Here is a 19,009-nt window from a genome sequence, read left to right on the forward strand (position 1 = left end):
AGCAAAGGTTCAGGCCGTGTCGTGTGGCCTAGCCGTTCGCCGTTGGGCTTCGCTGCGCTCAACCCAACCTACGCGCCCGTGCCTCCCACTGTAATCGCATCGATCTTCAGGGTCGGCTGGCCGACGCCCACCGGCACCGACTGGCCATCCTTGCCGCAGGTGCCGACGCCGCTGTCCAGGGCCAGGTCGTTGCCGACCATCGACACTCGGCTCATCGCCTCCGGACCGTTGCCGATCAATGTGGCGCCCTTGACCGGGGCGGTGATCCTGCCGTCCTCGATCAGGTAAGCCTCGCTGGTGGAGAAAACGAACTTGCCGCTGGTGATATCCACCTGGCCGCCGCCCAGATTGGCGCAGTAGATGCCGTTCTTCACCGAGCGGATGATTTCTTCCGGGTCACTCTCGCCGGCCAGCATGTAGGTGTTGGTCATGCGTGGCATCGGCAGGTGCGCGTAGGATTCGCGGCGGCCGTTACCGGTGCAGGCCACGCCCATCAGCCTGGCATTCAGCTTGTCCTGCATGTAGCCCTTGAGCACGCCGTTCTCGATCAGCGTGGTGCACTGGCTCGGCGTGCCCTCGTCGTCGACGCTGAGCGAACCGCGGCGCCCGGCCAGGGTGCCGTCGTCGACTATGGTGCACAGGCTGGAGGCGACCTGCTCGCCGACCCGGCCGCTGTAGGCCGAGCTGCCCTTGCGGTTGAAGTCGCCTTCAAGGCCGTGGCCGACCGCCTCGTGCAGCAGCACGCCGGACCAGCCCGGGCCCAGCACCACCGGCAGGGTGCCGGCCGGCGCCGGCTGCGCCTCGAGGTTGACCAGGGCCTGGCGCAGCGCTTCGCGGGCATAGCCCATGGCGCGCTCCTCGCCGAGGCCGCCCGGTTCCAGGAAGAAGCGGTAGTCGGTACGCCCGCCACCGCCCTGGCCGCCACGCTCGCGGCGGCCGTTGTGCTCGACGATGACGCTGACGTTGAAGCGCACCAGCGGGCGGATGTCGGCACCCAGGCTGCCATCGCTGGCGGCCACCAGGATGCGATCCCAGACCCCGGCCAGGCTCACGGTGACCTGCTGGATGCGCGGGTCGAGGGCGCGCGTGGCGACGTCGATGCGCTTGAGCAGGTCGACCTTGGCCGCGCGATCGAGCACGTCCAGGGGATTATCCGGGGCATACAGCGCGGTCACCGGCGGGCTGCTGAACGCCTGTACGCTACCGTGCTGGCCGGACCGGGAGATCGAGCGGGCAGCCTGGGCGGCCTGGCCCAGCGCCGTGGCGGTGATCGCGTTGCTGTAGGCGAAGCCGGTCTTCTCGCCGGACTGGGCGCGCACGCCGACGCCCTGATCGAGGTTGAAGCTGCCTTCCTTGACGATGCCGTCCTCCAGCACCCAGGTCTCGGAAATCTGGCTCTGGAAGTACAGGTCGGCCGCATCGATGCCCGGCCCGGCCAGGTCGCCGAGGATCGCCGGCAACTGCTCGATGCTCAGGCCGCCGGGGGCCAGCAGGTGTTCGCTGACCGTTAACAACAGGTTGCTCATAACTTCTCCGTAGGCGCCGGCCCTGGAACGGCCGGTGCAAAAAATCGTCGATGGCTGGCCACCGGCATGCGCTGGCGGATCGCCGCCTGCTCGGCACTGTCGCGCACGCCCAGCAGCACCGCCTCGCCGCTCGGCTGCTCGGCCTGCACGCGGCCCCAGGGGTCGACGATCGCCGTGTGGCCGAAAGTCTCGCGCCCGCCTGGGTGGCGGCCGCCCTGCCCCGCGGCCAGCACATAGCACTGGGTCTCGATGGCCCGCGCACGCACCAGCACCTGCCAGTGCGCCGCTCCGGTCACCGCGGTAAAGGCCGCCGGCGCCGTGATCAGCTCGGCCCCGGCCGCGCGCAGCCCGCTGTACAGCTCGGGGAAACGCAGGTCGTAGCACACCGTCAGCCCCAGGCGGCCCACCGGGGTATCGGCGACCACCAGCCGGCTGCCGCAGGCGTAGTCGTCCGACTCGCGGTAACGGCCGCGGCTGTCCGCCACGTCCACATCGAACAGGTGCAGCTTGTCGTAGCGCGCCACGCGCTGGCCGTGCTCGTCGAACAGCAGCGAACAGGCATGCGCCTTGGCATCCGCCTGGCCATCGGGCGGCAGCGGAATGGTGCCGGCCACTATCCATAACCCGAGGTCGCATGCGACCCGGTGCAGCCAGGGCAGGATGGGGCCCTCACCGCTGGCCTCGGCACGCCCGAGCGCCGCCAGGTCGCGGCGGCCCATGGCGGCAAAGTTTTCCGGCAGCACGGCAAGGCGCGCACCGGCGGTGGCCGCCTGTTCGAGCAGGCGGCGGGCGGTGGCGAGGTTGGCCAGCACATCATCCTGGCTGACCATCTGAATCACGGCAAACGACATGGAAACTACCGACCGGGTGATGACTGCATGCTACCCCATGTCGGCCGCTCTGGCCGCAGAACCTGCTCGGGATCTGCGCGGCTCAGCGGGCCTTCTCGAAGGGCTTGTCGAACGTGATGCTCGGGTTCTGCCAGGGCCCCTTGACGCTGTACTGCACGCTGGCGAAGCGGGCCACCCGATCGCCCAGCAGCTTGTCGACGACGAACAGCGCGCCACCCACCGCCGGCGCGCCGACGATCAGCGCCGCCAGCGGCAGGTTGTTGGTCACCGGCAGGGTCACCAGCAGCTTGGCGTCGATCTGGTCGCGGGCCATGTCCAGGGTGCCGTTCAGCTCCAGGCCGGTGGACGGGCCTTCCATCCTGATCGGCTCCTGGGTGAGGAACACCCCGTCCCTGGCCGTCAGCCGGCCCTTGACCCGGTCGTAGCTGAGGCCCTTGCCGAGCAGGTCGGAGAAGTCCAGGCGCAGGCGCCGGCTGATCGAGTTGAAGTTGAGCAGGCCGAACACCCGTAGCGCCGAGGCCGAGCCCTGCACCTCGACGAACTGGCCCTTGCGCAGGCTGGCGTCCAGGTTGCCGCTGAAGCGCTTGAGGCTCATCCAGGCCGGCGAGCCCGGGATGCGCCCGTCGATATCCACGCGGAAACGCTCGCTGGTGGCCGTCGGCGCGAAGTTCCAGGCCAGCAGCACATCGGCCAGATTCTCGCCCTCGATGCGCCCCTTGTACCAGGTGCTGCTGGCACCCGGCGCGCCCTCCCAGCCGGCATTGCCGCCGACCTGCAGGCCCTTGAGCTGCAGCGACAGCTGGTTGAACGCCACCCCCTGCGCCGTCGGCCGGGCCTGGAGCGACCAGGTGCCGAGCAGCTGCTCGCCCTGCAGGACCCGCTCGATGCGCAGGTCCAGCGGCGGAATCTGCCGGGGATCGACCGCCGCCAGGCTATCGGGCTTGTTCGGGTCGACAGGCTCATCGGGCTTGCTCGGCGGGAAACTCAGGCGCTGCAGGTTGACCTGGATCGGCGCGCCCTGGGCATCGGGCAAGCCGATGCGGCCCTGCAGCAGGTCGCTGTCGAGGCTCAACGCCCAGGCCTGCTCGGCGCGCGTCAGCTGCGCCTGCAGGTTGTCGAGCTGCAGGCCGAAGCCGGTAAAGCGCTCGATCTGCACATCCGCACCGCGAAACGCCTGCACGCCGCTCGGGTTGCCCTGCCCACCCAGATAGCGCTTGCCCACCGCCTGCCAGGCGCTCCAGTCGAGCTGGCTGAGCCGTCCCTTGACGCGCAGGCCAGGGTCGCCCGGCAAGCTGGCCGCACCGCCGCCCAGGCGCAGCTCGCCGCGACCCTGCAACAGCTGCCCCGGCGTGGCAGCGAAAGCCAGGCTGGCCAGCTCGGCGTAATCGAACCAGTAACGCCGCTCGTTGCCCTGCAGGGTCATGCGCCAGGTCGCCGAGCCACTGTCCGCCGCCGCCTTGCCGAAAGGTGGCGGCAGATCCACGGCCAGCCCCTTGAGGTCGGAATCGACGCGCAACTGGCTGTCGGCCCCTTCCAGGGTCAGGCGCAGGGCGTAGGGCAGCTCGCCGCTGAGCGGCAGCGGCTGGGTCACGCCCAGCCAGCTGCTCAGGGTCGGCAGTGGCACCCGGCCATTGGCCTCGATGCGCGTGCGCTGCTTGCCGCGCGAGCCTTCGGCCACGGCCCGGCCGCGCACTGCCCGGCCGAACACCTGGGCGCGGATATCCGGGGCACTGAGGCCGCTCACCGTATTGAAACGGAATGCGCCCTTGAGCTGGCTCAGTTCGAGAGCTGGATTGCTCAGGTTCAGGGTGGCGCCTTCGGTGGCGAAATCCACCTGCACCTGCGGCGGCTGGCCCTGGGCCAGGGGGATATCGAGCTTCAGCTGACCGGCCAGCGGGCCCTCGCCGCGCCAGCCGGCGAAGGTCGCCGCCGTGCCCAGCGGCGCCTCCTGGAGGATCTTCAGGGCATCCACCAGACTGCTCTGCACCTGCCCCTGCAGCGCCAGCCGCGGCGCGCTGCCCGGCTTGGCCTGGGGAATCTCGACGCTGACCTGCTCGACCCGGCTATCCAGCAGGCGCCCCTCGGGCACCCGCACGCGCACGCCGCTGTCTTCGATCAGCACCTCGCCGCGCGCCTCGCGCAGCGCCGGCCAGCCCGGCTGGAAGGCCAGCTCGGCGGCATGCACGCGAAAGTACAGGCTGAGGCTGCGCGCCGCGGCGTCGGCCCCCTTGAGCAGCGAGCCCTGGTACTGGAAATAGCCTTCGTCGACCTTGCCGGCACGGATCGCGCTGTTCAGCCATTCGCTGAGCGCGGGGCTCATGCCCGGGGAACGGGTGGGCAGGTACTTGCCGGTAAAGCGCGCATCGCCCTCGCGGATACCCACGCGCAAGTCCATGTAGTCCTCTTCGAGCGGGTCCTTGCGCAGGCGCACGAGGAAGTCCCCGGCGACCTTGCCTTCCTCGCCTTCCACCTGCAGGTACGGGCTGCGCAGGGTCAGGCCGGCATCGTCGTAGTGCCAGAGCAGCTGCGCGCCAGCCGTGCCGTAACGCCACATGGCGGGAAACAGCTGATCGAAATGCAGGCCGAAGTTCTCGCTGGCCAGGCGCCCCTCGCCATCGCTGAGGTTGCCGCTGACGCTGCCGCTGGCGTTCTCCACGGCGGGAATGCCATGCCAGGGGCTGATGCCGACCTGGCTCAGGTTGGCCGAGTACTGCAGGCGCTGGGCATCGGTTTGTTGCGGGCGAAAGGCCAGTTGCAGGTTGTTCAGGATGCCCTTCGGCTGCAGGGCATGCAGGGCCTCGGCCGCCTGCTCCGGCAGCGGCGCCAGGGCGCTGACCACCTGGGCCAGCGGCCCCAGGTCGAGGCGATCGGCGCTCAGCGACCAGAGCTCCTCGCGCCCCTCGCCGGCGTTCTGCCGGCGCAGGGCCAGCTGCACCTCGCCCCAGCGGGTCTCGCCCAGGGTCAGGGCCAGCGGGTCGAGCAGCAGGTCGAAGCCGCTCGGCGTGCGCTCGTAGAACGCGCTCAACAGCAGGTCATGCAACTTCAGCGACTGGCGCCCGGCATAGCCGCCGGCCAGTTCCGGCGCATGCAGGCGCGCCACCGCGCGCTGCACCTGACCGTCCCGCCAGGCCAGCCAGAACTCGCCGCCGGCCTTGAGTTTTTCCAGGCGCCAGGCGCGGGTCAGCCCCGCCGGCAGCCAGCGCGCCCAGTCGCTTTGCGGCAGGCTGAGGTAGACATCGGCCTGGCTGGCCCGCCAGTCCGGGACCTGCAGGCGGGTATCCAGGCGCAGGGCCAGCGGCTGGCCGTCGGGCAGCAGCAGGCGGGCATCGATGCGCTGACGGCTCAACCCGTTGCGCAGGGTCAGGTTGGCATAGGTGAAGCTCAGGGGCTTCTGCTCGAAGGGTTCCAGGGTGAACTGGCTGTCCAGCAGGGAAATCGTGGCCACCCGCTGCAGGCCTTGCAGCAACTGCTGCGGCTCGACCGGGGTCGGTGTTTCGCGAGCGGGCAGGCCCTCCACTCGCCAGGCACCGGCCTCGTTCTGGCGCAGGCTCAGCTGCAGGCCTTCGAGTTCCAGGTTGGCGATGCGCAGCTGGCGGGCCAGCAGGCTGCCGAGTACATCCGGCTGCACCCGCACCTGGTCCAGACGCACCCGGCTGGCGCCGGCGCCCAGTTGCACATCGTGCAGCAGCAGCAAGGGCGCCATGCCGCGCCAGCGCCCTTCCAGGCTGCCGATGCTGAGCGGCATGCCCAGTGCGGCCTGCGCCTTGCCTTGCACCTCGTCGCGGTATTCGGCCACCAGCGGCACCAGCTCGCGGCCCAGGCTGACATACAGCGCGGCCAGCACCAGCCCCAGGGCGCACAGCCCCAGAGCGCCGCGCAGCAGGGCAACCAACAGACGCGCCAGCCGATTCATGCCGCTAGATCCACCCTGTTTCCCGGCATGTCAGAGCAGCACCACATCGTACTGTTCCTGCGAATACATGCTTTCCACCTGGAACTTGATGGTGCGGCCGATGAAGGCCTCCAGGTCGGCGACATTGCCCGACTCCTCGTCGAGCAGGCAGTCGACCACCTGCTGGCTGGCCAGCACGCGGTAGCCCTCGGCCTGGTAGGCGCGGGCCTCACGGAGGATCTCGCGGAAGATCTCGTAGCAGATGGTTTCCGGGGTCTTCAGCTTGCCGCGACCCTGGCAGCAGCTGCAGGGTTCGCACAGCACCTGCTCGAGGCTCTCGCGGGTGCGCTTGCGGGTCATCTGCACCAGGCCCAGCTCGGTGATGCCGATGATATTGGTCTTGGCGTGGTCGCGTTCCAGCTGCTTCTCCAGGGTGCGCAGCACCTGGCGCTGGTGCTCCTCGTCTTCCATGTCGATGAAGTCGATGATGATGATCCCGCCGATGTTGCGCAGGCGCAGCTGGCGGGCAATCGCGGTGGCGGCCTCGAGGTTGGTCTTGAAGATGGTCTCTTCGAGGGTGCGGTGGCCGACGAAGGCGCCGGTATTGACGTCGATGGTGGTCATCGCCTCGGCCGGATCGACCACCAGGTAGCCGCCGGACTTGAGCGGCACCTTGCGCTCCAGGGCCTTCTGGATCTCGTCCTCGACCCCGTACAGGTCGAAGATCGGCCGCTCGCCCGGGTAGTGTTCCAGGCGGTCGGAGATTTCCGGCATCAGCTCGGCGACGAACTGGGTGATTTTCTGGAAGGTTTCCCGCGAGTCGATGCGGATCTTCTCGATCTTCGGGTTGACCAGGTCGCGCAGGGTGCGCAGCGCCAGGGACAGATCCTCGTAGATCACCGAGGGCGTCTTGGCGCTCTGCATCTGCCCGGCGATCTGCCCCCACAGGCGGCGCAGGTAGCGGATGTCGGCGAGGATCTCGTCGGCCCCGGCCCCCTCAGCCGCAGTCCTGAGGATAAAGCCACCGGACTCCTCGATGCCTTCGGCGGCCACACAGTCGGCGACCACCTGTTTCAGGCGATCCCGCTCGGCCTCCTCCTCGATCTTCAGCGAGATGCCGACATGGCTGGTTCGCGGCATGTACACCAGGTAGCGAGAGGGGATCGACAGGTGGGTGGTCAGCCGCGCGCCCTTGCTGCCGATCGGGTCCTTGGTCACCTGCACGATCAGGCTCTGCCCCTCATGCACCAGGGCGCTGATGCTTTCCACCGCACTGCCTTCGCGGGTGGAGATTTCCGCGGCATGGATGAACGCGGCACGGTCCAGGCCGATGTCGACGAAAGCCGCCTGCATGCCCGGCAGCACCCGCACCACCTTGCCCTTGTAGATGTTGCCGACTATGCCGCGGCGCTGGGTGCGCTCGACATGCACCTCCTGCAGCACACCGTTTTCCACCACCGCCACGCGCGACTCCATCGGCGTGATGTTGATCAGGATCTCTTCGCTCATGCATCCCACTCTGCGCGATGAAGCTGCCGGTCCTGAACCGCGGGCCGAAGCGGCAGCCTCTTAACTGTTGACCGGCACTGTCTGCCAGCACGGAATTGCGAATTCGTTGAGCATCTGTGCAGTTTCGCACAGGGGCAAGCCGACCACCGCCGAGTAACTGCCCTGCAACTGGCTGACGAACACCGCCGCCAGGCCCTGGATGCCATAGCTGCCCGCCTTGTCGCAGGGCTCGCCCGTGGCCCAGTAGGCCTCGGCCTCACCGGGGCGCAACGGGCGGAAGGTCACGCGACTGGTCACCACCTGCACCGCACTGCGCGTGCGGCTGGCCAGCGCCACGGCCGTCAGCACCAGGTGCTCGCGCCCGGACAGGGCAGCCAGCATCGCCAGGGCCTCCTCGCGCGTCTGCGGCTTACCGAGGATCTGCCCGTCGAGCACCACGGCGGTATCGGCACCCAGTACTACAGCATCGGTGTTATCGGCCAGGCTGGCCAGCCCCACGCGCGCTTTCTCCAGCGCCAGGCGCTCTACATAGCCATGCGCCGGCTCGCCGGGCAATGCACTTTCATCGATGGCGGCGCCAAGCGTGACGAAGGGCACAGCAATTTGCGCCAGCAACTCGCGCCGGCGGGGGGAACCGGAGGCCAGGTAGAGCGAGGCCATGCAGACTTCTCCCTGTCGAGAAATGGCGGCTGCCGGCGCACCGGCCGGCAACCGGTTCAGTAAACGCGGAAGCGTTGCTGCAGCCAGCGCAGGGTGGCGAACACCCAGGGCCAGAGCAAGGCGCTGACCAGCGCCGGGAAGACGAACTCGAGGGTCGGCTGGCGATTGCCGGTCAGGGCGTTGAGCCACAGGTGCACCAGCTGGGCCAGACCGAAGACCACCAGCAGCACCAGGCACTGCTGCCACATGGGGAACATGCGCAGGCGCCGCTGCAGCGACAGCACGAGGAACACGATCAGGGTCAGGACCAGGGCATTGAGGCCCAGCAGCGAGCCGCTCAGCACATCCGCCAGCAGGCCGAAGACCCAGGCCGAAACCATGCCCAGGCGGTGCGGCACGGTCAGCGCCCAGTAGGACAGGAACAGGGCCAGCCACAGCGGCCGGCCGATATCCATGAACTTGAGCATGGGCGCCACGCTGAACAGCAAGGCGAACGCCAGGCTGACCCAGATCACCCAGCCATTGGCGGAACGTGCAGCCACCATCAGTCGTTCTCCTCGGTAGCCGGTACAGGCGCGGCGGCCTCGGCCGGCAGCTGCGCGGGAGCCTGCGACGCAGCCGGCGCCGGCTCGCCATCGGCCTGCTGCTGGGCCTCGGCGGCGGCGGTGGCGCGTTCTTCGGCGCTACGCCGGTCGACATCCACCAGCAGCATGTGCCGGCTGCGGTTCAGCGCGGCGGTCGGCACCGCCCGCACGATGGCGAACGGCTGGCCGGAGTCGTGGATCACTTCGTTGACCATGGCCACCGGGTAGCCGGCCGGAAAGCGCTGGCCCATGCCCGAGCTGACCAGCAGGTCGCCGACCTTGATATCGGCGGTATCGGCAACATGGCGCAGCTCCAGGCGTTCCGGGTTGCCGGTGCCGCTGGCGATGGCGCGCAAGCCGTTGCGATTGACCTGTACCGGGATGCTGTGGCTGCTGTCGGTGAGCAGCAGCACGCGGGCCGCGTAGGGCATCACCTCGACCACCTGACCCATCAGGCCGCGGGCATCGAGCACCGGCTGGCCGACGAAGGCGCCGTCTTTCTCGCCCTTGTCGATCAGGATGCGGTGGGTGAAGGGGTTGGGATCGACGCCGATCAGCTCGGTGGCGATCACCTTGTCGTCCACCAGCGCAGAGGAATTGAGCAGCTCGCGCAGGCGCACGTTCTGCTCGGTCAGCGCCGCCAGCTTCTGCACGCGGCTCTGCAGCATGAGCATTTCCGCCTTGAGCTTCTCGTTCTCGGCGGCCAGTTCGTTGCGGCTGCTGAGCTCCTGGGTCGCCGCCTCCCACAGGGTCAGCGGCAGGCGCCCGACCCAGTAGACCGGCTCGACCAGCAGGCCCATCTGCGTACGCAGCGGCTTGAACACGGTGAAACGCGCATCCACCACCATCAGCACGGCCGACAGCACGACCAGCACCAGCAGTCGTACGCCCAGCGATGGCCCCTTGGCAAATAGCGGTTTGATGGCAGCTCCCCTTTGAACAGGCCCTTAACCGAAACCTAGAAAACAGAAAGCCGGAAGTACCAACCTCCGGCTTCGGTTTACCCCATCAGGATCATTCCGAGGAGAGCAGATCCATGGAGTGGCGATCCATCATTTCCAGCGCACGGCCACCGCCACGCGCCACGCAGGTCAGCGGGTCTTCGGCGACGATCACCGGCAGGCCGGTTTCCTGCGACAGCAGCTTGTCCAGGTCGCGCAGCAGCGCGCCACCACCGGTCAGCACCAGGCCGCGTTCGGCGATGTCCGAGGCCAGTTCCGGCGGCGACTGCTCCAGGGCGCTCTTGACCGCCTGGACGATGGTCGCCAGGGACTCCTGCAGCGCTTCCAGCACCTCGTTGGAGTTCAGGGTGAAGCTGCGCGGTACGCCTTCGGCCAGGTTGCGGCCGCGTACGTCGACTTCGCGCACTTCGCCACCGGCGTAGGCGGTGCCGATTTCCTGCTTGATCCGCTCGGCGGTGGATTCGCCGATCAGCGAACCATAGTTGCGGCGCACGTAGGTGATGATGGCTTCGTCGAAGCGGTCGCCGCCGACGCGTACGGATTCGGCGTAGACCACGCCATTGAGCGAGATCAGCGCGATTTCGGTGGTACCACCGCCGATATCGACGACCATCGAACCGCGGGCCTCTTCAACCGGCAGGCCGGCACCGATGGCGGCGGCCATCGGTTCTTCGATCAGGAACACTTCGCGGGCACCGGCACCGAGGGCCGATTCGCGAATGGCGCGGCGCTCGACCTGGGTCGACTTGCACGGCACGCAGATCAGTACGCGCGGCGACGGCTGCAGAAAGCTGTTTTCGTGAACCTTGTTGATGAAGTACTGCAGCATCTTCTCGCAGACGCTGAAGTCGGCGATCACGCCGTCCTTCATCGGGCGGATGGCGGAAATGTTGCCCGGGGTACGGCCGAGCATGCGCTTGGCTTCGGTACCGACGGCGACCACGCTCTTCTGGTTGTTGGCACTGGTACGGATGGCGACCACGGACGGCTCGTTCAGCACGATGCCGCGCTCGCGCACATAAATCAGGGTATTGGCAGTGCCCAGGTCGATCGACAGATCGCTGGAAAACATGCCACGCAGTTTCTTGAACATGGGGGGGATAACCCTAGACAGAGCGTGGTGAAAACGCTGGGTAAAAAAGTGCGGCAAACTCTATCAACGACCAGCCTTTTGGGCAAGGCGCGTGATGTGCTAAATTGCCAGCTTTTCCGGGCTTTACGGCCCACAATTCGCGGCTTTCGACCGCAGCACGCGGTATCCGTTCCCCGCCCGTATTTCGTCCGGCCACCCGGCCTGCTCTTGGAGAATCCCGATGGCGCTTGAACGCTCCGACGTGGAAAAGATCGCCCATCTCGCCCGCCTGGGCCTGAATGAGGCGGATATTCCGCGAACCACCGAGACCCTCAACAATATTCTCGGCCTGATCGACGCCATGCAGGCGGTCGACACCGACGGCATCGAGCCGCTGGCCCACCCGCTGGAAACCACCCAGCGCCTGCGTGCCGACGTGGTCACCGAGCAGAACCGGCGCGACGCCTACCAGGCCATCGCCCCGGCCGTCGAGAACGGCCTGTACCTCGTGCCGAAAGTCATCGAATAAAAGGAAAGGGTTCCCCATGCATCAACTGACCCTCGCCGAGATCGCCCAAGGCCTCGCCGGCAAGCAATTCTCCGCCGAAGAGCTGACCCGCAGCCTGCTGGCACGCATCCAGCAGCTCGATCCGCAACTCAACAGCTTCATCACCGTCACCGAGGAGCTGGCCCTCAGCCAGGCGCAAGCCGCCGACGCCCGCCGCGCCGCCGGCGAAAGCGGCGCCCTGCTCGGCGCACCGATCGCCCACAAGGACCTGTTCTGCACCCAGGATGTGCTGACCAGCTGCGGTTCGAAGATCCTCAGCGGCTTCAAGGCCCCCTACAACGCCACAGTGGTCGAAAAACTCGCCGCCGCCGGCGCCGTGACCCTGGGCAAGCTGAACATGGACGAATTCGCCATGGGCTCGGCCAACGAATCCAGCCACTACGGCGCGGTGAAGAACCCCTGGGACCTGTCCCGCGTACCCGGCGGTTCCTCCGGCGGCAGCGCCGCAGCCGTTGCCGCCCGTCTGCTGCCGGCCGCCACCGGCACCGACACCGGCGGCTCGATCCGCCAGCCGGCCGCGCTGACCAACCTCACCGGGATCAAGCCGACCTACGGCCGCGTCTCGCGCTGGGGCATGATCGCCTACGCCTCCAGCCTCGACCAGGGCGGCCCGCTGGCGCGCACCGCCGAAGACTGCGCGCTGATGCTGCAGGCCATGGCCGGTTTCGACGCCAAGGACAGCACCTGCGTCGATGCGCCGGTGGACGACTACCTGGCCGCCCTGCAGCAGCCGCTGGCCGGCCTGCGCATCGGCCTGCCCAAGGAGTACTTCGGTGCCGGCCTCGACAGCCGCATCGCCGACAAGGTGCTGGCGGTGGTTGAAGAGCTGAAGAAGCTCGGCGCCACGGTCAAGGACATCAGCCTGCCGAACATGCAGCACGCGATTCCCGCCTACTACGTGATCGCCCCGGCAGAAGCCAGCTCCAACCTGTCGCGCTTCGACGGCGTGCGCTTCGGTTATCGCTGCGAGAACCCGGTCAACCTCGAAGACCTGTACAAGCGCTCGCGTGGCGAAGGCTTCGGCGCGGAAGTGAAACGCCGCATCATGGTCGGCACCTATGCGCTGTCCGCCGGCTACTACGACGCCTACTACCTGAAGGCGCAGAAGATCCGCCGCCTGATCAAGAACGACTTCGTCGCGGCATTCAATGATGTCGACGTGATCCTCGGCCCAACCACGCCCAACCTGGCCTGGAAGATCGGCGCAAAGAACAACGACCCGGTCGCCGAATACCTGGAAGACATCTACACCATCACCGCCAACCTGGCCGGCATCCCCGGCCTGTCCATGCCCGCCGGCTTCGTCGACGGCCTGCCGGTTGGCGTGCAACTGCTTGCGCCCTACTTCCAGGAAGGTCGCCTGCTGAATGTCGCCCATCAGTACCAACAGGTTTCTGACTGGCACAAACAAGCACCGACCGGCTTCTGAGGACAGTAAATATGCAATGGGAAACCGTGATCGGGCTGGAAATCCACGCCCAGCTCAGCACCCAATCGAAGATCTTCTCCGGCAGCGCCACCACCTTCGGCGCCGAGCCCAACACCCAGGCCAGCCTGGTTGACCTCGGCATGCCCGGCACCCTGCCGGTGCTCAATGCCGAAGCGGTGCGCATGGCCTGCAAGTTCGGCCTGGCGATCGACGCGCACATCGCGCCGACTAACGTCTTCGCGCGCAAGAACTACTTCTACCCGGACCTGCCCAAGGGCTACCAGACCAGCCAGATGGACCACCCCATCGTCGGCAAGGGCTTCCTCGACATCACCCTGGAAGACGGCACCACCAAGCGCATCGGCATCACCCGCGCGCACCTGGAAGAGGACGCCGGCAAGAGCCTGCACGAAGACTTCCACGGCATGAGCGGCATCGACCTGAACCGCGCCGGCACGCCGCTGCTGGAGATCGTCTCCGAGCCGGATATCCGTAGCGCCAAGGAGGCGGTGGCCTACGTCAAGGCGATCCACGCCCTGGTGCGCTACCTCGGCATCTGCGACGGCAACATGGCCGAAGGCTCGCTGCGCTGCGACTGCAACGTCTCGGTACGGCCCAAGGGCCAGGCCGAGTTCGGTACCCGTGCCGAGATCAAGAACGTCAACTCGTTCCGCTTCATCGAGAAGGCGATCAACCACGAAGTGCAGCGCCAGATCGAGCTGATCGAGGATGGCGGCAAGGTGGTGCAGGAAACCCGCCTGTACGACCCGAACAAGGACCAGACCCGCTCCATGCGCAGCAAGGAAGAAGCCAACGACTACCGTTACTTCCCCTGCCCGGACCTGCTGCCGGTGGTGATCGAGCAGAGTTTCCTCGACGAGGTGCGCGCCAGCCTGCCGGAGCTGCCGGTGCAGAAGCGCGAGCGCTTCGAGGCGCAGTTCGGCCTGTCCGCCTACGACGCCACCGTGCTGGCCGCCAGCCGCGAGATGGCCGACTACTTCGAAGCAGTCAACAGCGTGTGCGGCGATGCCAAGCTGGCCGCCAACTGGGTGATGGGCGAGCTGTCCAGCCTGCTCAACAAGGACAACCTGGACATCGACCAGTCGCCAGTATCGGCCGAACAGCTGGGCGGGATGATCCTGCGCATCAAGGACAACACCATCAGCGGCAAGATCGCCAAGATGGTGTTCGAGGCCCTGGCCGCCGGCGAAGGCGCCACGGCCGACGAAGTGATCGAGAGCAAGGGCCTCAAGCAGGTCACCGACTCGGGCGCCATCGAAAGCATGCTGGACGAAGTGCTGGCGGCCAACGCCGAGCAGGTCGAGCAGTACCGCGCCGCCGACGAGGCCAAGCGCGGCAAGATGTTCGGCTTCTTCGTCGGCCAGGCCATGAAGGCCTCGAAAGGCAAGGCCAACCCGGGCCAGGTCAACGAGCTGCTGAAGAAAAAGCTCGAAGGCTGAGCCGCAGCGGTTCGCCTACGCTAGCGATAACGACGCCGGGTTAACCCGGCGTTGTTTTATGCGTCGACTGGATACCTAACGGAGCCGCCATGCGTATCGCCTTCGCCCTGTTCACCGCCCTGCTGCTCAGCGCCTGCGCCAGCCAGGACGTGGTCGACCCGCAGGGTTACCGCGCCGAAGGCCAGGCCTCCTGGTACGGCGCCAAGCACCACGGGCGCAAAACCGCCAGCGGCGAGCGCTTCGACCAGAACGCGCTGACCGCCGCCCATCGCCAGCTGCCTTTCGGCACCCGGGTAAAGGTCACCAACCTGCGCAACGGCAAGCAGGTGGCTGTGCGCATCAATGATCGCGGGCCTTACTCGCGCGGGCGCCTGATCGATGTATCGAGGGCCGCCGCCGAGCAGCTCGACATGCTTAACAGTGGCACCGCAGCGGTGCGCATCGAAGCCCTGCGCGATTGAAACAAGGCGCTACAGCCTCTGGCATTGTCCGGCTGGATGAATAAGCTATGCCGACTCTTCCTGGAGCCTGACCATGACCCTGATGACCTTCGTCTACCTGATCGCCGGCCTGGTGCTGCTGGTCGCCGGCGCCGAGGTGCTGGTACGCGGCGCCGCCAAGCTGGCCGCCCAGTTCGGCATTCCACCGCTGATCATCGGCCTCACCGTGGTCGCCTTCGGCACCAGCGCCCCGGAAACCGCGGTCAGCGTACAGGCGGCCTGGGAAGGCAGCGGTGACCTGGCCATCGGCAACGTGATCGGCAGCAACATCGCCAACGTGCTGCTGATCCTCGGCCTGACTGCACTGATTGCACCGCTGCTGGTATCGCGCCAGCTGATTCGCCTGGACGTGCCGATCATGATCGGCGCCAGCCTGATCACCTATGCCCTGGCCTATGACGGCAGCCTCAGCCGCCTGGACGGCGCCCTGCTGTTCGCCGGCGTGGTCGCCTACACCGGGTTCCTGATCGTCAGCAGCCGCCGCGAGAAGAAAACCGAGGGCGATGACGAGTTCGAAGACGAATACGGCCTGAACCAGCCCGCCAAGCCCTATGCCTGGGCCATCAACCTGGGACTGATCGTCGCCGGCCTGGTGCTGCTGGTCAGCGGCTCCAACTTCCTGGTCGAAGGCGCCGTGCAGATGGCCCGCGCCCTGGGCATGTCGGAACTGGTGATCGGGCTGACCGTGGTCGCCGTCGGTACTTCGCTGCCGGAGTTGGCCACCTCGGTGATGGCCGCCATCAAGGGTGAGCGCGACATCGCCGTGGGCAACATAGTCGGCAGCAACATCTTCAACCTGCTCTGCGTACTCGGCCTGGCCTCGCTGGTGTCGCCCAGCGCCATCCCGGTGGCGGCCAACGCCCTGGCCTTCGACTTCCCGGTGATGATCGCGGTGGCCGTGGCCTGCCTGCCGATCTTCTTCAACGGCTACTCGATCAACCGCTGGGAAGGCGCGTTGTTCATCGTCTACTACGCCATCTACACCACCTACCTGATCGTCCACAGCAGCGGCGCGCCCTGGCTCGATGCCTTCCAGCAAGCCATGCAGACCTTCGTCCTGCCGCTGACCGCCGTGACCCTGGCGGTGATCGGCGCCCGCGCCTGGCACCGCCAGCGCTAACCCCCGGAGTAGACCAATGAGCCAGGAAAAACCCAGCGGCCTGCAGGTGCGCCGCGAAGTGATGGGCGATGCCTTCGTCGACCGCGCCCTGAGCAATGCCACCGACTTCAGCCAACCGCTGCAGGACTTCGTCAACGAGCACGCCTGGGGCGGGGTCTGGACCCGCGGCGTGCTGGAGCGCAAGACCCGCAGCCTGATCACCCTGGCCGCGCTGACGGCGCTGAAATGCCCGCAGGAGCTGAAAGGCCACGTGCGCGGCGCACTGAACAACGGCTGCACGGTGGAAGAAATCCGCGAGGCGCTGCTGCACTGCGCTGTCTATGCCGGCGTGCCGGCGGCCATCGATGCCTTCCGCGCGGCCCAGGAAGTGATCGATGCCTGGCAGGCGCCCGACGCCTAATTCAGATAGCCTCGGGCAGGCTCGGCAGCTCCTGCCGAATCAGGGGTAGGCGAAGCGCTTCACCAAGGTCAGCTCGCCCGGCGCGCGCATCGGGATGAGGAAGGACTCCTGCTTCTCGCTGGAACTGCCCTCGCCGCTGATCAGCGTCACCTGGGCCGTGGTCAGGTCCTGCGCCATGTTGCCCTCGGAGCTCTGCCCGCCACCGTAGTAGTTGACGTAGACCAGGTACTCGCCCTTGAGCGGGGTCGGCGAGGCGATCATCTCCGGACCGAAGCCGCCGGTCACGTCCACGTCCAGCGCCGCGCCGTTGGCCAGGGCGCGCTCGCCATACCAGACATGGCCGCCGTCGGGCGTCACCAGGTGCAGGTCGAGGTCGGTGTTGTCGCTGTCCCAGGACAGCACCACCCGCAGCTTGGCCGGCGTCTCGCCGCTGCCGTTGTTGTAGAACTGCACGCGGCGCACCTGCTGGCCATCCGGGCTGCGCACCTCGACATTGTTGCTGCCGGCCGGGAACACGAAGGGCCGGTCGAAGCCGCCGCCCTCCTGCACCTTGAGCGGCATGCTCAGGCCGTTGACCACCAGGCGCGCCGGCGCGCCGCTGGGCGCCTTGTCGGTGGCGCTGATCTGCCCGCGGATGCGTGCGCTGTCGCCCTGGTCGGGCGCGCTGTTGACTGCCGAGGCCGGGTAGTTGACCTCCTGCATGAAGTGCGCGCCCTCGTCCGAGCCGGTGCGCCAGCCGGCGCGCGGAGTGTCCAGCGTGATGCCGGCGAACGCGCCGAGCGGCATGGCGCAGGCCAGGAAGACGACAGGGTAGAAACAATGATTCATGGCTGAGCTTCCAGCAGCAGATGGCGGGCGAGGCCCTCGATATAGGTTTCATCCTGGCCGCTCGGATGGGCGTCGAAGGCCAGGTGTAGGTATTCGTGGGTCAGGTCGAGGCGATCCTGCAGCGATTGCAGGCCACGCACGTAGATGCGCCGGCGCTCGCGGTCGACATGCGGGTTGCCGCTGTACAGGCGGCACACGGCGAACTCGGCGGTCTCGGCATAGCCCGGCTCGCGGTCCAGCAGCTCACGCCAGCTCCGACGCTGCTTGTGCAGCCACTCCTCGGCGGCCGGCAGCGGCAGGCAGGCGGCCACCGGCCGGTCCCAACGGCTCAGGCTCGCACGCGGAAAGGCGCGGGCGAGGATGGCGTCGTAGCGCAGACCGGCCTGGGCCTGCTCGACGGCCTGATTCCAGGCCAGGCGGTCCGCGCCAGGCTGGTCGGCGTGATAGGTGACGGGGCTGCCGGCCAGCACCAGGTCGGCGGTCCAGGCGGCGATCTCACGCGCAGCGGCGCTGGCCGGACGCGGCGCCACCCGCTGCTGGGCGCTGCTGTCGCGGATCGCCAGGCACTCGCCACGGCGCCCGCCGTTCTGCAGCAGGTAGCTACGGATACTCACCGCCAGAGCCTTGGCCGCCTCGGCCGGCTGCGCCGTCGCTTCGCGATCCAGCACCCGCGCCACGTATTCCTCGCGGCTCAGGCGCGCCACCAGCCGCGGTTGCTCGCCAGCGAGCAGGAACAGCTCGCCCTGGCTCTCGATATCCAGTTCATTGCCGTTGACGAACGCCACCCGGTAGTGCCCGCGCAATGCGCCAGACTGGCTCACCGCCCCGCCGTCTGCGCGGCTGAGCGCGCGCAGCGGATAGCGGTCGAACAGCGCCACCTCGACGCAGCCGCCCGGCTCCGCCGGCCAGGGTGCCGGCAGCATCTTGCCGAGGACTTCGGCATGGCGCTTGAGCACGCTCTGGCTGGTACCGGAACCTCCAGCCCAGAGCGGCGTGCCGTCGACCAGCCAGCCGGCGAAACCGCCCTGGCGCGCCTGGGCATCGCCATCGGCCAGCCAGCTCCAGGTCTTCACCCGCAGGCGGCTGCCGAGCGGGCCGAGCAGCGCGCCTTCAGCGGAGCTGACCGGCACGTCGAGCAGCACCCGGCGCGCCTCGGCCTGGGCCGGCAACGTGGTCAGGCTGTCGAGCAATTCACCTACCGCCACCCGGCGCTGCGGCTGCAACTGATCGAGATCGAGCAGCCAGTCCGGCGCGCGGCGCGCCTGCCAGTAGTCGCGCCACTCATCAGCCTGCAAGCCGAGGCGTTGCGGCGCGAAGTACAGGCCGCAGGAGCGCACCAGCGCCTCGTCACGGTCGATGCGCTCGCCGGCCTTGCAGCAGTACACCTCCTCGCGATCCTGGCCGGTGCAGGCGTAGCCCGGGTCGGGCAGGCCACGGTCGACCTGGTAGGCGTAGACGAACAGCTTCCACAGGCTACCCAGCGGCGCCTCCAGGCTCGCCGGCAACGGCTCGCGGGAGAGCAGCTGCTGCCCGTCCAGGCGCAGCAGCTCGGTGCCCTGCGGCGTGTGCCAGGCCAGCTGCAGCGGCGCCGGCCCAGCGGAGGCCAGCAGCGGCGGCAGGAGCGCCAGCCAGGCGAGCGCGCGCATCC

The 19,009-nt window shown here is 67.8% G+C and carries 16 protein-coding genes; 6 read left to right on the forward strand and 10 right to left on the reverse strand.

Annotated features, from left to right (window positions below; genetic code table 11):
* Positions 1 to 68: 68 nt before the first annotated feature.
* The 8 genes from tldD to mreB all read right to left on the reverse strand — a co-directional run bounded on the left by tldD (position 69) and on the right by mreB (position 11,077).
* On the reverse strand, positions 69 to 1,526 hold the full coding sequence (gene tldD / locus GV001_RS17280) for a metalloprotease TldD (RefSeq protein WP_160082060.1): 1,458 nt from the start codon (positions 1,524 to 1,526) through the stop codon (positions 69 to 71).
* Positions 1,523 to 2,377, reverse strand: a complete 855-nt coding sequence (locus GV001_RS17285) for a carbon-nitrogen hydrolase family protein (protein ID WP_160082062.1) — start codon at positions 2,375 to 2,377, stop codon at positions 1,523 to 1,525. Before GV001_RS17285 ends, tldD begins: the two co-directional genes overlap by 4 nt.
* An 82-nt stretch (positions 2,378 to 2,459) precedes the next feature.
* Positions 2,460 to 6,290: a YhdP family protein gene (locus tag GV001_RS17290; protein WP_160082064.1), complete on the reverse strand. Its 3,831-nt coding sequence runs from the start codon at positions 6,288 to 6,290 to the stop codon at positions 2,460 to 2,462.
* Between the two features lie 30 nt (positions 6,291 to 6,320).
* Complete coding sequence (gene rng / locus GV001_RS17295) at positions 6,321 to 7,778, reverse strand: ribonuclease G (protein ID WP_160082066.1); 1,458 nt, start codon at positions 7,776 to 7,778, stop codon at positions 6,321 to 6,323.
* Between the two features lie 60 nt (positions 7,779 to 7,838).
* Positions 7,839 to 8,438, reverse strand: coding sequence for a nucleoside triphosphate pyrophosphatase (locus GV001_RS17300; RefSeq protein WP_160082068.1), 600 nt, complete (start codon positions 8,436 to 8,438; stop codon positions 7,839 to 7,841).
* A gap of 56 nt (positions 8,439 to 8,494) precedes the next feature.
* Positions 8,495 to 8,983, reverse strand: coding sequence for a rod shape-determining protein MreD (gene mreD, locus GV001_RS17305; RefSeq protein ID WP_160082070.1), 489 nt, complete (start codon positions 8,981 to 8,983; stop codon positions 8,495 to 8,497).
* Positions 8,983 to 9,945 carry a rod shape-determining protein MreC gene (mreC, locus tag GV001_RS17310; RefSeq protein WP_160083442.1) on the reverse strand — a complete coding sequence of 321 codons (963 nt, stop codon included), beginning with the start codon at positions 9,943 to 9,945 and terminating at the stop codon, positions 8,983 to 8,985. Before mreC ends, mreD begins: the two co-directional genes overlap by 1 nt.
* Before the next feature lie 91 nt (positions 9,946 to 10,036).
* Positions 10,037 to 11,077, reverse strand: a complete 1,041-nt coding sequence (mreB, locus tag GV001_RS17315; RefSeq protein ID WP_160082072.1) for a rod shape-determining protein MreB — start codon at positions 11,075 to 11,077, stop codon at positions 10,037 to 10,039.
* Between the two features lie 220 nt (positions 11,078 to 11,297).
* On the opposite strand from mreB, the gene gatC reads away from it, so the two are divergent.
* The 6 genes from gatC (at position 11,298) to GV001_RS17345 (ending at position 16,533) form a co-directional block, all read left to right on the forward strand.
* Complete coding sequence (gene gatC / locus GV001_RS17320; protein ID WP_160082074.1) at positions 11,298 to 11,585, forward strand: Asp-tRNA(Asn)/Glu-tRNA(Gln) amidotransferase subunit GatC; 288 nt, start codon at positions 11,298 to 11,300, stop codon at positions 11,583 to 11,585.
* A 16-nt stretch (positions 11,586 to 11,601) separates the two neighbouring features.
* The gene (gene gatA, locus GV001_RS17325) at positions 11,602 to 13,053 is read left to right on the forward strand and encodes an Asp-tRNA(Asn)/Glu-tRNA(Gln) amidotransferase subunit GatA (protein WP_160082076.1); all 1,452 of its coding nucleotides are present in this window, start codon (positions 11,602 to 11,604) and stop codon (positions 13,051 to 13,053) included.
* Between the two features lie 11 nt (positions 13,054 to 13,064).
* A complete protein-coding gene (gene gatB / locus GV001_RS17330; protein ID WP_160082078.1) occupies positions 13,065 to 14,513 on the forward strand; it encodes an Asp-tRNA(Asn)/Glu-tRNA(Gln) amidotransferase subunit GatB in 1,449 nt (482 codons plus the stop codon).
* A gap of 89 nt (positions 14,514 to 14,602) precedes the next feature.
* Complete coding sequence (locus GV001_RS17335) at positions 14,603 to 14,974, forward strand: septal ring lytic transglycosylase RlpA family protein (RefSeq protein WP_160082080.1); 372 nt, start codon at positions 14,603 to 14,605, stop codon at positions 14,972 to 14,974.
* 73 nt (positions 14,975 to 15,047) lie between these two features.
* Entirely contained in the window at positions 15,048 to 16,133 is a 1,086-nt protein-coding gene (locus GV001_RS17340) for a calcium/sodium antiporter (RefSeq protein ID WP_160082082.1), read from the forward strand.
* A 16-nt stretch (positions 16,134 to 16,149) separates the two neighbouring features.
* A complete protein-coding gene (locus GV001_RS17345; RefSeq protein ID WP_160082084.1) occupies positions 16,150 to 16,533 on the forward strand; it encodes a carboxymuconolactone decarboxylase family protein in 384 nt (127 codons plus the stop codon).
* Positions 16,534 to 16,572: 39 nt separating this feature from the next.
* On the opposite strand, the gene GV001_RS17350 is transcribed toward GV001_RS17345, so the two are convergent.
* Both GV001_RS17350 and GV001_RS17355 read right to left on the reverse strand, forming a co-directional pair.
* A complete protein-coding gene (locus GV001_RS17350) occupies positions 16,573 to 17,361 on the reverse strand; it encodes a YfaP family protein (RefSeq protein ID WP_160082086.1) in 789 nt (262 codons plus the stop codon).
* Entirely contained in the window at positions 17,358 to 19,007 is a 1,650-nt protein-coding gene (locus tag GV001_RS17355; RefSeq protein ID WP_160082088.1) for a DUF2300 domain-containing protein, read from the reverse strand. Before GV001_RS17355 ends, GV001_RS17350 begins: the two co-directional genes overlap by 4 nt.
* Positions 19,008 to 19,009 lie beyond the last annotated feature (2 nt).

Source organism: Pseudomonas sp. 8AS, assembly GCF_902506505.1.
Classification (GTDB): domain Bacteria; phylum Pseudomonadota; class Gammaproteobacteria; order Pseudomonadales; family Pseudomonadaceae; genus Aquipseudomonas.